Genomic DNA, 14,408 nt, shown 5'->3' with positions numbered 1-14,408 from the left:
TATCTTTTCTTGGCTTTTTACTCCACCGGAGGCACGTGGGTGATAGCATGAGGGACTCAAAACCTGCCGTCCTTCTGATTTTGATCGTACTGTTTGGTGCGATGGCGAGCGGCTGTCTGGGCGGGGGTGGGGGAGGTTCGTCAACCCCAACCTCCACACATACAACGAGCACGTCCGAATCGTCCGCGGCTCATTCAACGACTAACCCTTCCGGGGAACACCAGCCGGAGTACTGGAGCCCCTGGAACTCGTCCGTGAAGGTCAAGATCGACGGCGAGGACTACTGGATAACCTACGTCAAGTACAGGATAACCTCGACGATATCGGGCGAAAGGAGATCCTACTACGTTGAGAAGGCCAGAGGGTACAGGACGATACACGTCTACGCGTCCGACACCAGCGGGAACAAAAAGGATCTGGGCGAGTACAGGGCGTTTGAGTACTGGGGCAGGATAACCCCGGTGAACGACCCCGAGATGAGGGGCCCCGTTGAGTACAGGTTCTGGGTCAAGGACTTCTCGCCCTCAACCGACTCGTGGTTCCTGGCCCCGATGCCGAACCTCATGGCCTTTGCCCAGGGAACCGCCCTGGGAGTGGAGATAGAGTACGGAGGAGAGCACTACCTCATGACAAACCCCGGTGCCGTTGGAAAGTACTCAGAGCTACCGTACAGCGAAGGCAACCCCGGGCTTTTCAACGAGCTGGGGGCAGAACCCCTGATCACCTTCTGGGTGGCCCTGGTAGGCTCGCCCATGTGGTCTAGCATCAGGAACGTGGATTTCTCCCGCGGCGGGGAGTACAGCGAAGGGGGAATGGGCATCAGCTACAGCTACAAGATAACCCCGGACGGAACCGTCTCGCTCGGTGGGCACACCTTCAAAGTGGCGGACGTGATGTGGAGCTGGACCTTCGGATCGGCAAAGGGGAACGGGACAGCAAGGGTGTCGCCAGAGCTCCCCATTCCGATTAGGGTAGAGGGCTCGGTAGCGTCCCTGGGATACGGATCCAACGGCGGAATCTCGGTGGAGATCGAGCTCGAAGATATCGAGTTCTCGAAGGAGTTCAGGGGGATAAACGCTCCCGAATCGAGCTGGACTTCCACCACGCAGACGAGCACCCAGGGGAGCGAGACCACAACAACGCCCGCTCCGTCCTCGGAAAACTGGAAGCTCTACTGGGACGCGTCAGAACCCCTGACCATAAACGGAGAGCGCTACGTTGTCAGGGAGGTAACCTACAACGTGACGTACAAGCTGCCGGGCTACGAACTCCGCTACACCCTGACAAAGGGCTACAAGAACTCCGGCAACGGCTACGAGCTCTACGCCATTGCCAACCTCAGCGGCGGTTCAACCTACATCTTCAAGGTCTACACCGACGACCTCACCGAGTACACAGGATGGGTTCTCTGGGTCCCCTCTGCCTTCCAGCTCTTTGAGAGCGGGGAGAACTACGAGAGGAAGACCATCGAGGGGCCGGGCTGCAGCTACGAGATCGACGCGGAGGGCAACTTCAACGGCGATATGAACTGCGGCGCCCAGATACGCAACCATCCGCTCGACGGCATATGGGACATATTCAACGGCTTCGGCGGGGGGATCTACGGGGACGTGGTCGAGGTGACGTCCCTCACGGGTTCCGGAAGAGGCTACTCAATTTCGAGGGACGGCACCGCGGTTCTAGGGCCCCTAACCCTCCAGCTCTACAACGTCACGTGGCACGGGACGTGGATGGGGAGCCAGGCCAACGGCTACACACTCGTTGCGAGAGAGCTGCCGTTCCCAGTCGAGGTAACGGCATCGTTTTCGGAGTTCGCGGGGGGAGCGTACCTCAACGTTAGGCTGGTAGACGTAAAGCTGGAAAGCCGATGAGCTTTTCCTTTATTTTATGTCTCCATCGCCCACGAGTCCCCGGGCGTACGGGCAGAGCTCTTTGAGGGGGCACTCGCCGCACTTCGGCCTTATCGGTTTGCAGACGCTCCTCCCGTGATCTACCATCGCGTGGTTGACGTAGATCCACTTCTCCTTTGGGATAAGCTCAGTAAGGTACTCCTCGACCTTCTCGGGGGCAACCCTGGGAGGTGCCAAACCAAGCCTCTTGCTTATCCTGTTGACGTGCGTGTCAACCGGGATCGCCTGCTTTCCAAAGCCGTACGCTAAAACTATGTTGGCGCACTTCCTCCCGATACCCGGGAGGGACATCAGTTCCCTTACGTCATCGGGCACTTTTCCTCCGTACTTCTCGAGGATTATCCGGGAGGCCTTGACGATCCACTCGCCCTTAGTCTTCCAGAGGCCGACTCCCCGCTCTCGCAGAAACTCCCTCATCTCCTCGACCGGCGTTGCGGCTATCGTCTCGATGTCCTTGTAGCGATTGAAGAGCTCCTCCCAGACGCGGTAGGTGACCTCATCGCGCATCCGCTGGGAGATTATGCAGTGGACGAGCGTCCTGTAGGGATCCCCAATGAGGAGCTCTTCCCTCGGATAGGCCTTCATGAGGGTCTCAACGATTTTCTCAGCCCTTTTTTTCTTTTCCTCCCAGCTCTCTTCAAAGGTGAAGCCCTCAAGGCTCAATGATCGTGACTTTGCTACCATGGACTACCACCACCTTCCCTTCGACAACCCTAACCTTCTTCAGGTTCTCGAACTCCTTGCTATAAATCTTTTGCCCGCTTGGGTTCAATATTCGGACCTCATCCTCGAAAACCAAAACGAGCCCCCCTTGGAAGGGAACAGCATCTTCAACCTCTTTCCCGAACTCCAGCGTCACCTCCGACACGTCACCCCGGGAAAATTCGATCCGGGTGTTCTTCCCGACCTTCAAAGGTGATGGCTCAGCCAGGAGAACCTTAAAGGCCAAGGGCTTTCCGAGGAGGTCCACCTCAACGGTCTCGCCCGTTTCCACCACTTTTCCACTCAGCTTCGAGCGGAGTATCTCCTCGAAGCCTCCCGGCAGTTCGGCCTCGAATAGCGGCTTTAGAACGAGCCTCATACCATCACCACGGAAAGATGAAAACCCCAACGTAAAAAAGGTTTACCCAGAACAGCTTCCTCGATATGGGAAAGCAGAGACACACGTTCTTGGAGCCATGATCCGCGCACAACCCTCAGAGAATAACCAAAAAGCTTTTAACTAACATATCTTCCGATATGTTGATATAAAACATATCGAAAAATGAACAAGTGGGGGTAGCCACATGGGGGGCATTAAACCGGAGACCGTACCCGACTGGAGGCAGTACTATGACAAGATGAAGGGAACCGCGCCCCTCGTCATACACTACCCGATATGCGGTGGAGGGGAAGAATGTATCCTGGTATGTCCTTTCGGGGACAAAATCTGGGAAGTGGTTCCCATGAAGGTGAGCCTCTTCGGATTCAGATACAAAGTCAGGCTCAGGCCATTTATGATCAGCCCCGAGAACTGCAGAAAGTGCTACATCTGCGTTCATGCCTGTCCTACGGGAGCGCTGAGACCTGTTGAAAGACCTGTTAAGCACCCGACTTTCGTTCTGCTTTACAATACCCTCCGGCTCCCCTTTAAGAAAAAATACGGGATCAAGTTCGTTTTCAGGAAAGAACACAGAGAGAGGTTCAAAAAGAACAACTGAAAAGTTTATAACCTCACATATCGAACGACATATCGGTGATATCATGGAGAGGCCCAGCTTCAAGGGGCACCTCAAGCTCCTGATACTCAAGATGCTCACCGAAAAGCCGATGCACGGGTACGGAGTAATGGCCGAGCTCGAGAAGACCTACGGGATCCCTCATCCCAGCCCCGGGACGGTCTACCCAATACTGGCGTCCCTGAAAAGGGCAGGGCTTATAGAGACCGTCGGAAAGGGCAAAAGGGAGAAGAGGCTCTACAGGGCCACGGAAAAGGGAGCCCAATACCTGCGGGAGCACGAGGATGAGCTGAGGGAGATAGAGGAACTCGCGGAGAGGTTCAGGGAGTTCGCGAGGCTGGGGGGCAGGGAGCTGGGAATAGTTCTGAAGGAGGTCTTCAACTCCCTAGACGACCTCACTAACGAGCAAAAGAGAGCCCTAGCCAAGGAGTTTTCGGAGTTCATAAAACGGGTCAGGCTGATACTCTTGGGTGAAGTCGAGGGGCCGTGAGGCACGACAGAAATTCTGGCGGGCCGGGCGGGATTTGAACCCGCGACCTTCGGCTCCGGAGGCCGACGCTCTATCCAGGCTAAGCCACCGGCCCAAGCCCCTGGATAGTAACGGCCGGGCGTTTAAAAATCTAACCCGCGGCTAAGTTTTTAAGACAGGCGTGTAAATTCGATGGAGGTGAACTCGATGGCGATAGTAGATGTCAGGATCCTAGTGGAGGGGGCGAGCGACGTTGAAGTGGTGAGCAAGGCCCTCCAGGGCCTGGCCCTCGGGAGCGAGTACAACATAACGGTCTCCTCGATAATCCCTACGACCAACGTTGAGATAGCCAAGAGCGCGGCCGCAGGGGCCGATCTCCTCATCATAGCGACGGACGCGGACAGGGTCGGCAGGGATCTAGCCGAGAGGCTCTTCAACGAGCTCGGCCAGATGGTTGGACACATAGAGAGGATGAAGCTCCCCCTCGGGCACGATCTGGAGCACGTGGACGTTGAGCTGGTCAGGAAGGAGCTCAAGAACACCCTCGTGAGGGCAGGCCTCAAGAGCCTCCAGGTTCTCCCGGAGTACATGGAGCTCAGGAAAGAGCTCCTGGACGTCAAGGGGAGCTACGACAACCTAGCCAGCCAGTACGAGGCCCTCGAGAGGGACTACGAGGAGCTCAGGAAGAAGTACGAGGAGCTGAGGAACGAGTACCTCAGGATAAAGCAGGAGAACGAGAGCCTCCAGGCGCTCCTTGAGAAGAAAACTAAGCCGGTAAAGATAGAAGAAGCCTGGAAGGCCCTCTTCCCGGCCGAACCGGTTCCGCCGGAGGAGTACATTGCCATGGCCGTTGAAAAGCTCGGCCTCAACGGGAAGATAGTGGTGGGCCAGGGCTTCATCTACGCCGAGGAGGAAGAGGCCGTCAACGAGCTCCTCAAGACGGTTTACCTGGGCATCGCGATATCAGAGAAGCTCGCCAGGGGAAGGGAAGAGGAGAAAGGTGAGGAAGAGGAAGCGATGCCAGAAGTCCGTGAGGAGCCACCCAAAGAGGAGATTGAGGAGGAAGACGAGATAAGGAGGCTCCTCTCGAGCGTCGGCGGAGAGGGCTGAGCTAGCCTATGCCTGACGAAGAGATCGAAGGAATAGTCGAGGAGTTCGCCACCTACCTCGACCTCGAGGGAAAGAGCGGGCACACGGTTAGGATGTACTCCTACTACGTGAGGCGCTATTTGGAGTGGGGCGGGGACTTAAAAGCTCGCTCCGCCCTCCGTTTTCTGGCGAGGCTCAGGCGAGAGGGCTACTCGAACAGAAGCTTAAACCTGGTTGTGCAGGCCCTGCGCTCCTACTTCCGCTTTGAGGGGGCAGAGGAAGAGGCAGAGAGGCTGAAGCCCCCCAAAGTCCCAAGGAGCCTGCCCAAGGCCCTCAGCAGGGAGGAAGTCAGGAGAATCCTCTCGGCTATCCCCCCAACGAGGAAGAGGGACCGGGTGATCTTTCTCCTCCTCTACGGGGCAGGTTTGAGGGTAAGCGAGGTCTGCAACCTCAGGAAGAAGGACGTTGACTTCGAGAGGGGCTTTATAGTCGTCAGGGGCGGAAAGGGGGCTAAGGACAGGGTTGTTCCGGTTTCCCAGCCCCTTCTTGACGAGATAAAAGCCTATCTTTCCACCAGGACGGACGAGAGCGAGTACCTGATAGTCGAGGCCAGGAGGGGAAAGAAGAACAGGCTCTCGCCGAAGACCGTCTGGTACCTCCTGAGGCGCTACGGTGAGAAGGCGGGGGTCAAGGTCACGCCCCACATGCTCCGCCACAGCTTCGCCACCCACATGCTCGAGAGCGGCGTGGACATAAGGGCCATTCAGGAGCTCCTCGGCCACTCGAACCTCTCGACGACCCAGATCTACACCAAGGTTACCGTGGAGCATCTCAGGAAAGCCCAGGAGAAGGCGAGGCTCCTCGAATCCCTCCAGGAAGAATAGCAAAAGCAGAAAGAAACTCAGTCCTCCCAGGGCTCCCTGTACTTGAGGGCCCAACCGAACTCCTCCCTGAGGATGTCTATGGCCGCGTAGGGAGGGATTATGCCGCGCTCGGTTATTATGACGTCGACGTACTCCGGTGGGGTAACGTCGAACGCCGGGTTCCAGACCGTTATGTTCTCCGGCCACTCCCTAAGCTCCTCCTCCGGGATGACCTCCGTTGGATCGCGCATCTCTATCTCGACGAGCTGGCCGAGCATCGTCTCGGGATGGAACTTGTAGGTTTCCGCCGCAATCATCGTCCAAACCCTGTGCTCCTTGGCGGTCAGAGCTATCAAAGCAGTTCCTATCTTGTTTATGACCGCGCCGTTGGCCGTGATGCTGTCGGCCCCCATGACAACCTTGTCGGTCATCTTCATGTAGTGTCTGGCCGCTGAGTCAACGACGTAGATGACCGGGATGCCGTAGTCAGCTAGCTCCCTCGCGGTTATCTTGCCCTGCCACTTGGGCCTGGTTTCAGTGACTATGACCTTTATGTCCTTGCCCTGGTCCCAGGCCTTCTTCATGACGCTCAACGCTGCCTTGCTGTGGCAGTGGGTCATTATGACGTCGCCGTCCTCTATCCTCTTGGCCCCTATCTCGCCTATCCTCTCGACCGCCTTCTCGGAGTTGTGGATGAACTCCTTGGCGGCCGTTATTATAACGTAGCGGAGCTGTTCCAGATCGGCACCGCTTGAATAGGCTATCTTCCCGCGGTGCATAACGTAACGGAGCGCGTTTGGGAGCGAGACTGCCGTAGGCCTGGTCTCGTAGAGTATCTTCGAGGCCTGTTTCATCTCGCCCCAGAACTCGTCAACCTCCTTCGCCTTGCTCTTCTCGGCCTGGATCCGGAGGGCCTCGGCGGCGGAGCGCGCTATCTTTCCGGCGCCGCGGATCTCCATGTCCCTAATCTTCTCGGCTATCTCAAGCACTTCCCTGACCACCGTCATGCCAACACCTCCCGGTCGTGAGGTCAATGGTAATTAGAGGGTTAGGGGCTGGGGTTTATATCGTTTGTGGGAGGAAGTTTTTTAAACCGAGCCCTCAACATCACCCGGGAAAGGGCTGGGCCCAATGAATCCCGCTGATGAATGGAGGTGGGAGGAAATGGCTACTTTCAAGGTTGTGATCTCAAACCCGAAGAACGGCATAGCCAAGCAGATCGAGGTCAGCGGAGAAGCCGCTGAAAAGCTCATAGGAAAGCGCATAGGCGACGAGATACCCGTAAGCGAGCTCGGGATAAACCTCACGGAGATCTTCGGCGAGGAGATACCCGAGAACGCCAGGCTCAAGATCAAGGGCGGAACCGATAAGGACGGCTTCCCGATGAGGCCGGACGTCCACGGCCCGAGAAGGGTCAAGATCCTCCTCTCACGCGGGCCTGGCTTCAGGCCCAAGGAGAAGGGCGAGAGGAGGAAGAAGACCGTCAGGGGCAACACCATAAGCTCCGACATCGTCCAGATCAACGCGGTCCTCGTCTTCTGAGGACTTTCCCTATTCTTCACCCTCTGGGTTTGAACCTTTTCTTCAAACCCACCCCGTAAGTATTGGGAGGCCCTATTCTAGATCGAGGTGAGTCTATGAACCCCAAGGTTGTAGGTTCGGGGGTTTTGATCCTGCTACTGGCCCTCTCCCTGCTGGGCTACGCCGGGGCCTTAGGAGGCGGGGGAGGAAAGGGCAAGCTGGAGTACACCGTCTACGCAAAGGAGGAGATAATGTCCGGCATCTACAAGGTCTACGGGAACCCAGAGCTGGGCTTCTGGGTGGCGAAGGTGGTCATCCACAACTCCGGGAACGGACCACTGGAGCGCGTGAGGGTAAGCTATTCGATAGACAACTACGCCTCGGAGACATCAAAGGAGTACCCGATGATCCCTCCCAACGGCACGGTCGTCGATCTGTACTACCCCATAATATCGAGCGAGGTCACAAAGCTGAGCTCGGCGACTCCTTCAAACCTGAGGATAAAGATAAGCTACGAGTCCGGCGGAAAGACCTACGAGGAGACGACTACAAAGCCGATAAAGATACTGGGCGTCAACGACTTCGTGTTCTCATCGCTCAGCCCTGAGGAGAGCACGGGGAGCTTCTACGACACCTTCAGCAACATCCCGTTTCTGGCTGCCTGGGTTACCCCAAGCGACCCGGTGGTTAGGGAGTTCGCGGACATGGGCAACAAGCTCGCGGGTGGAGCCGGGGCCCGTCTAAGCGACGAGGAGGCCATGAAGAGCCTCAGCGGGATATGGGAGTTGGCTGTGAGGAACGGCTTCTCCTACAAGACTGAGGCATCGGACTACTGGACCGGGAAGTTCACCGAGCACATTATGTACCCACGCGACGTCATCAGGGACAAGAGCGGGACGTGCATAGACTTAGCTGCCTGGTTTGCCGCCCTGGCAATGTCCCAGGGGCTGAAGGCATACATAGTCCTCATGCCTGGGCACGCCTTCCCGCTCATCGAGCTCCCGAGCGGAACGATAATCCCAGTTGAGGCAACGAGGATAAACGACGGCGTTTCGTTCAGAGAGGCTGTTCAGGCAGGGGCCAACACGTGGCAGAAGGCCATGAGCGGCCCCCACATAATAATAAACATCGCAGAGCTCCACAGCAAGGGCATAGTCCCACCGGAGCTCCCGGAGCTCCCAGCCGACGTACTGAGCAGGTGGGGGATAAGCCTGCAGGGAGCGGGAGGAAACGCTGGCGGGAATAACGGAGGAAACGCGGGTGGCAACAACGGTGGTGGTAACGCCAACAACGGAGGGAACAACGGAGGAGGCAACGGTGGAAACGGTAACGGGGGCAACAACGGCGGAAACGGTGGAAACCAAGGGCAGTGGAACACCTACAACGGAAACTACTTCTCGTTCCAGTATCCCGCTGGGTGGGACGCCCCCGAGGACTACGGGGGCTACGTTTACATGGTCAGCCCCGACGGGCAGTTCGAGTTCATGGTCCTCTACCAGCAGGGGGCCAGCGTGGAGGACATGGTCAACGCCTTCGAGGGCAGTCTGGCCAACGGCGAGGTACAGGTGAACGCCAGACAGGAGACCCAGGGCAGCATAGCGGGAATGACCGTCTACGTTATCCTCTACTCCCTCTCCGTCGAGGGAATGGACTACGCCGCCGTTGCCAGGTACTTTACGGCCGGCGGAATGGGCTACGCGGTCATCTACGACTTCCCCAAGAACAACGCGGACTACAACCGGATAGGCGAAACAATAGTGAGCACCTTCAGACTGGGGGGATGAACGATGAGGAGGATCCTACTTGTCCTGCTGCTGTTTGGACTCCTCGTCTCGCCCCTAGCCTTAGCCCAGGAGATAAAGATCGAGGAGTACAAGATAGACGGCACCATGAAGGTCACGGTCGATGACGTCGGCAACGCGCGCGTTACAGAGCTCTGGAAGTTCACGCCCAACCTCTACCTCCAGATGAAGCAGGCCTACCCGACGACCTACATGCTGAAGAGGGAGTTCGAGAACAAGAGGAGTGACGTGCAGTACAACGGGATGAAGATAGAGTGGGACGACTCCAACAACGTGATAAAGGCGACCTACACCATGCTTGGAGCGGCCGTCTACAGGGGCTCCTACTGGGAGCTCGACCTCGGGGAAAAGGACGTGACCCTGTCGAGCACCAACGGGAACACGCTGGTCTTAACTGCAGTACAGCCCATCTTCAGCGGCCAGGGGCGGCTTATAGAGACCGTCACCGTCGTCCTCCCCAAGAAAGCCCGGAACATCAGGGTCGAGAACGGGGTGATAAAGTACGAGCTCCCGAGCGGAGGGGGCAACGGGGGCATCATATACCTCCTCCTCGCCGGGGCTTCGGTTATAGGCCTGATCCTGCTGAACGTCCCCCTGAAGAGGGGAGGGTGATGATACGGGAGCTCAGGCAGGAACTCATCGACTACATTGCCAGAAACACAGGGATAGACAGGGAAACCGTGATCAAGGTGCTGAGGGCTGAGGAGACCTACCTGATGAGCCAGATACGTGGGGCGCTTGAGAAAGGAAGGGGACGGTGAGTTTCATTCTTCTTCCCTTTTTGCAGTCCCTGGTCGGACAGGTATAAATAGTTCCACGACGAAAAACCAACCATGAAAGTCCACCCCCTGCTGAAGGCCCTCTCGAATGAGACCAACCTTCAGATACTGGCCCTGCTTAGATCGGGATCTTTTCACCCAAGGGAGCTGGCCAGGGTGCTCCAGAAGGACGAGACCGACGTTTCTCGGAGGCTAAGGAACCTCGAAAGGCTCGGGATCGTGGAGGGCCGCTGGGTTCGAGTCGGGGACAAGAACGTTAAGGTCTACTCCCTCAGGGCCGACGAGATAAAGCTGAAGCTAAAGCCCGGCGAGATCAGGGTCCAGGTGGGAGCGGAGGAATCCGGCGAGGTTCTTCTGGAGCTCAAAAAGGCCCCCGGGATAGAGAACTTCGTGGGGAGGGATTCTGAACTCAACCTTCTCCGGAGTTCCAGGGGGGTCGTGGTGGTATACGGGATGGCCGGCATAGGGAAAACCTCGCTGGCGGCTAAGGCGTTTCCATCGGCCTACTGGTACTCTTTCACAGGCCTCGAGGACTTTTACTACCTCGCCAGGCAGATCGGCCTGTTCTTCAACTCCCTCGGATGGACCGACCTGACTGAGTACCTCAGGGGCGGGGGAAGGGAGGAGGCGGACGTTTTCGAGCTCGTCAGGAGGGGGCTCGAAGAGACCGGGATCACCGTGGTGCTAGATGATCTCCACAAGTGCGGCGATGAGAGGGTCTACAGGGCGCTCTCCTACATGGCGGGGAGGCTGGAGAGGGGCAGGGTGGTCGTGACCACGAGGGTAAAGCCAAACCTGGGCGTGGAAGGGGTTACGTACCTTCAGCTCGAGGGGCTGAAACCGGAGGAGGCATACGAGCTAGCGAAGCTCAAGGGGAGGGAGATTAGCCCAGAGGAGTTCGCTGGCATTTACGAGCTAACCCTCGGCCACCCCCTGGCGTTGAACCTTCTAATAGAGAGCAGGGTCAGGGAGAGGAAAAGTGAGAACCTCTTCGACTTCCTCTTCGGGGAGGTTTACAGGGAGCTGGGCGAAGACGAGCGAAAGATGCTCTCCATCCTGGCCCTCTTCGACGAGCCCCTGGAGTACGAGGCCCTCAAATCACTTTACGGCAAGAAAAACGCGTTTTCCGTACTCTACACCCTCCTCAGGCGCGGCCTCGTGGAGAGGAAGGGCGACGAGTACTCGATCCACGAACTGCTGAGGGGCTTCGTGAGGGACGTCGCGGGCGTGGATGAAAGGACTTACTATAGGGCCTACTCGGACTACCTGGCCGGGAAGATGTCCCCCACCGACTTCCTCAAGGCCATGAAGTACGCCATCGCCTCAGGGGACCGCGAGAGGATCCGGAAGCTGGTGGAACTCAGGGCGAAGAAGCTGAGGGCGGTCGTCACGGACTTCCCAAAGGCCTACCTGAGGATCCTCTCGCTACTCCCCGACGAGCCTGCGGTGAAGCTTGAGATGGGCATGGTACACTTCCAGAGGGGACTCTTTGAGAAGGCCAAAGGGCTGTGGCTGGAGGCGGAGCCCGAACTGGAGGGGTTCTTAAAGGGTGAGGTCGAGAGCCTCCTGGTTGACGTGTGCATCGAGATGGGTGATATGGAGTGCGCCGGGGAGAGGCTGAAAGCTTTGAGGGTTATCGCAGAGGAGCTTAACGACCAGTACACCTGGCTCTCATACCACATCGAGAGGACGAAATACGAGTTCTACAGGGACAACTTGGAGGGGGCCCTCGACAGCGCTCTCCGAGAGCTTGAGATCGTCAAGGGGCTGGGGGAGATAGAGGAAGAACCGCTGGTTCTCCTCCACATAGGCGACATATACTCAGAGATGGAGGAGAGGGAAAGGGCGGCCGAGTACTACACCCAGGCGCTTGAGCTCGCGAGGGCTTACGGGATAAGATTTCTGGAGCACACGGCCTACATGGAGCTGGCGAAGGCCTACTACGGCATGGGGAGGTACGAAGAGGCCGTTGAAAACGCCACCAGGGCCGTGGACTACTTCAGGAGGATAAGGAACTACAGGCGGGCCGTTGACTCCATAGCCTACCGCTGCGTGTCCCTCATCGCCCTTGGGAGGCTCGATGAAGCGGAGGAGGACGCTAAGGAGCTCATCAGGATGGCCCACTCAACCGGCTACCCTCTAGGCTGGTCGGGCTACATCTTCCTGGGGACGATAAGGGAGCTTAGGGGAGAGGACGGGAGCGAGTACTTCGAGGCCGCGAGGGAGCACCTCAGGGAGAACGAATGGCTCTACGAGGCTGTTCTTGAGGAACTGGGGAAAGCCGGGCCGAGAAGAAGTTGAGACTAGGAGTTTCAAGTTAACAGCTTTTCTTATTATCGATTAACCATTAACTTTTTTAAGGGTTGATTGATAACATTAGCCATGAAGCTCATAACCCGGTTCATTCTTTCGAGATATGGAGGAAAAGTAATTACCCGGAAGGAGCTGGAGGAAATCTGCAAAAGATTTGGAGAGAGCTCTGAGTACATTGTAAACTACTACATAAGCCGGGGTTACCTCGTTAGAATCCTGCGCGGGGTTTATTATGTAAAAACACTGGAGGAATACAAGTTTGGGAAGACCCCGGATCCAATGGCTCTAATCGCAAAGGCCATGAACAAGTTAAAGCTGAAGTGGTACTTCGGCCTGTACACGGCTCTGAGGTTGAACGGAGCAACCTACGAGTACTACTCCCGGATTTTTCTGGTAACGCCAGTGATAACCAGACCAAAACCGGTTGAAATTCTCGGTGAGAAAGTTCAGTTCGTCAAGCTGAAGGAACCCCTGATAGGCTTTGGAGTGGTTAAACGTGGAGGAATCCGGTATTCAGACTTGGAAAAAACCCTGCTGGACTTCATTTATCTAAGACGGTACAACAAACGCCTTAATGCAGATGCAGTCGTAAGGGAATACATTGCAAAGGCCAGAAAAGAAAAACTGGTGGAATACTCTAAGGCCTATCCAAAGTCAGTTCAAAGGGAGGTTGAGGCCATTGTTTCCAGGTGATGAGTTCACGGGCTTCATAATCCGGAAGACCGGCATCAAAAAACCGCTGCTCGTGAGAAGAGACATCCTCCTGCACGCAATCCTGTGGGGACTCTACGAGGAAGAGAGGTTCCGTGAGCGGTACTTTTTCAAGGGCGGAACATGTCTGGTTAAATGCTATCTGGGCTATTACCGCTTCAGCGTTGACCTCGACTTCACGTTTCCACTACGGGGCAAGCTCTCCCGCTCGGAGAGGAGGAAGTTGATAAGCTCTGAGGTGAGATGGCTCTCGGAAAAGCTCGGTTACACGGCCGAAGAGCTTGGCCTGGACTTCAGGCCTTTTGAAGGAGAATCCTACGATCGAAACTTCGTCCACTTTGAGGGGAACGAGAACAGGAAGATAGTATTTTTCCATCTGTTTATGCCAACGGGTGAAGTTGTGAAGATTGAGGTTAACTTTTTCGAGCCAGTACTGTTCGGAGAAAGGAGAGTGCAAGCTAGAACGCTTCTTGAAGGGGTTAAGCTTGAGAATGAAGAGAGGGCATACTTCTTCGAGGAGCTTGGGAGGTACTCAACGCTTCCAGTCACGGCGTATTCTCCTGAGGAAATTCTGGCCGAGAAGATTAGGGCTATTTTAACGCGGAGAGTTCAGAAACTGAGGGATTTCTACGACGTTTTTATGCTTTACAAGGCCGGTTATGACTACTCGGACGTTATAGATGAGGCCGTTGAGAAGATACGGTTCAGCATGAGGTTCAGTCCTGAAAGGACCAGCGAAAATCTGCGGGCGAATCTGGAATCAATTCGGAATGGCAGGTTCAATGTTACACCCGAGCTTGTGGAAAACGAGCTTGAATTGGTTCTCACAAGACCTCCTGAGTCCGAGTTTCAGGAGTTCATGAATAATTTTCTGGAGGTTCTTTCCGAGATAGACCTGAGTAGAATTCTGAGAAAATAAAAAGAGGACCACATGGGCTCTTCAGCTGAAGTATCTGCATTTAATTAAACTCCCAAGAAGGGACTTAAAGCGGCTAGAGGTTCCAAAACCACTAAGAGGTACGAAACAGAAGAAACATGTAGGTCTTAACATCAAAAAAGGAAGCAAGCTAATTCAAGCGAAAACTAGGGGTTTTTCATAGGTTAGCGTTGTTTGTGAAGGATTGTTTCAGTATCTGTTTTAGAGTTGGAGATGGTGCCATGTGGTTAGTACGACTCTGTCCTAGAGGGTTTCGAGTTTAGATTGAACTAAACTCGAAAAAGCGTATGTATTGC

15 protein-coding genes and 1 tRNA gene are annotated in these 14,408 nt (G+C 55.9%); 12 read left to right on the top strand and 4 right to left on the bottom strand.

All coding sequences use genetic code 11. The features are described from left to right. Positions 1-47: 47 nt before the first annotated feature. Entirely contained in the window at positions 48-1,871 is a 1,824-nt protein-coding gene (locus ACZ5AM_RS05490) for a hypothetical protein (RefSeq protein WP_464914064.1), read from the top strand. 9 nt (positions 1,872-1,880) lie between these two features. On the opposite strand, the gene ACZ5AM_RS05485 is transcribed toward ACZ5AM_RS05490, so the two are convergent. Both ACZ5AM_RS05485 and ACZ5AM_RS05480 read right to left on the bottom strand, forming a co-directional pair. Then, positions 1,881-2,594, bottom strand: a complete 714-nt coding sequence (locus tag ACZ5AM_RS05485; protein ID WP_464914063.1) for an endonuclease III domain-containing protein — start codon at positions 2,592-2,594, stop codon at positions 1,881-1,883. Continuing rightward, a complete protein-coding gene (locus ACZ5AM_RS05480) occupies positions 2,563-2,991 on the bottom strand; it encodes a DUF6849 domain-containing protein (RefSeq protein WP_464914062.1) in 429 nt (142 codons plus the stop codon). The genes ACZ5AM_RS05485 and ACZ5AM_RS05480 overlap by 32 nt, the downstream gene beginning before the upstream one ends. A gap of 205 nt (positions 2,992-3,196) precedes the next feature. On the opposite strand from ACZ5AM_RS05480, the gene ACZ5AM_RS05475 reads away from it, so the two are divergent. Together ACZ5AM_RS05475 and ACZ5AM_RS05470 are read left to right on the top strand one after the other, a co-directional pair. Then, a complete protein-coding gene (locus tag ACZ5AM_RS05475; RefSeq protein WP_464914061.1) occupies positions 3,197-3,610 on the top strand; it encodes a 4Fe-4S dicluster domain-containing protein in 414 nt (137 codons plus the stop codon). A gap of 43 nt (positions 3,611-3,653) precedes the next feature. Next, positions 3,654-4,118: a PadR family transcriptional regulator gene (locus ACZ5AM_RS05470; protein WP_464914060.1), complete on the top strand. Its 465-nt coding sequence runs from the start codon at positions 3,654-3,656 to the stop codon at positions 4,116-4,118. A gap of 16 nt (positions 4,119-4,134) precedes the next feature. Here ACZ5AM_RS05470 and ACZ5AM_RS05465 read toward each other — a convergent pair. Next, positions 4,135-4,212: transfer RNA gene (locus tag ACZ5AM_RS05465), tRNA-Arg, on the bottom strand. A 92-nt stretch (positions 4,213-4,304) separates the two neighbouring features. Between ACZ5AM_RS05465 and ACZ5AM_RS05460 the strand changes: the two genes are divergently transcribed. Further along, positions 4,305-5,207 carry a toprim domain-containing protein gene (locus tag ACZ5AM_RS05460; protein WP_464914059.1) on the top strand — a complete coding sequence of 301 codons (903 nt, stop codon included), beginning with the start codon at positions 4,305-4,307 and terminating at the stop codon, positions 5,205-5,207. Between the two features lie 8 nt (positions 5,208-5,215). Continuing rightward, a complete protein-coding gene (gene xerA, locus ACZ5AM_RS05455) occupies positions 5,216-6,070 on the top strand; it encodes a site-specific tyrosine recombinase/integron integrase (RefSeq protein ID WP_464914058.1) in 855 nt (284 codons plus the stop codon). A 17-nt stretch (positions 6,071-6,087) separates the two neighbouring features. Here the strand turns inward: xerA and ACZ5AM_RS05450 are convergent, their stop codons facing one another. Beyond that, a complete protein-coding gene (locus ACZ5AM_RS05450) occupies positions 6,088-7,056 on the bottom strand; it encodes a ribose 1,5-bisphosphate isomerase (RefSeq protein WP_464914057.1) in 969 nt (322 codons plus the stop codon). 157 nt (positions 7,057-7,213) lie between these two features. On the opposite strand from ACZ5AM_RS05450, the gene ACZ5AM_RS05445 reads away from it, so the two are divergent. The 7 genes from ACZ5AM_RS05445 (at position 7,214) to ACZ5AM_RS05415 (ending at position 14,094) form a co-directional block, all read left to right on the top strand. Continuing rightward, on the top strand, positions 7,214-7,591 hold the full coding sequence (locus ACZ5AM_RS05445; protein WP_464914056.1) for a 30S ribosomal protein S6e: 378 nt from the start codon (positions 7,214-7,216) through the stop codon (positions 7,589-7,591). Between the two features lie 95 nt (positions 7,592-7,686). Continuing rightward, on the top strand, positions 7,687-9,354 hold the full coding sequence (locus ACZ5AM_RS05440; RefSeq protein WP_464914055.1) for a transglutaminase-like domain-containing protein: 1,668 nt from the start codon (positions 7,687-7,689) through the stop codon (positions 9,352-9,354). Positions 9,355-9,357: 3 nt separating this feature from the next. Continuing rightward, complete coding sequence (locus ACZ5AM_RS05435) at positions 9,358-9,984, top strand: hypothetical protein (RefSeq protein ID WP_464914054.1); 627 nt, start codon at positions 9,358-9,360, stop codon at positions 9,982-9,984. After that, positions 9,984-10,133 (top strand): hypothetical protein, encoded by a 150-nt coding sequence (locus ACZ5AM_RS05430; protein WP_464914053.1) that lies wholly within the window; start codon positions 9,984-9,986, stop codon positions 10,131-10,133. Before ACZ5AM_RS05435 ends, ACZ5AM_RS05430 begins: the two co-directional genes overlap by 1 nt. 72 nt (positions 10,134-10,205) lie before the next feature. Beyond that, the gene (locus ACZ5AM_RS05425; RefSeq protein ID WP_464914052.1) at positions 10,206-12,452 is read left to right on the top strand and encodes an NB-ARC domain-containing protein; all 2,247 of its coding nucleotides are present in this window, start codon (positions 10,206-10,208) and stop codon (positions 12,450-12,452) included. Between the two features lie 81 nt (positions 12,453-12,533). After that, positions 12,534-13,157: a type IV toxin-antitoxin system AbiEi family antitoxin domain-containing protein gene (locus tag ACZ5AM_RS05420; protein WP_464914051.1), complete on the top strand. Its 624-nt coding sequence runs from the start codon at positions 12,534-12,536 to the stop codon at positions 13,155-13,157. Beyond that, positions 13,144-14,094, top strand: a complete 951-nt coding sequence (locus ACZ5AM_RS05415) for a nucleotidyl transferase AbiEii/AbiGii toxin family protein (RefSeq protein WP_464914050.1) — start codon at positions 13,144-13,146, stop codon at positions 14,092-14,094. The genes ACZ5AM_RS05420 and ACZ5AM_RS05415 overlap by 14 nt, the downstream gene beginning before the upstream one ends. Positions 14,095-14,408 lie beyond the last annotated feature (314 nt).

Source organism: Thermococcus fumicolans (genome assembly GCF_055386755.1).
This window is presented reverse-complemented; position numbering and strand designations above follow the sequence as displayed.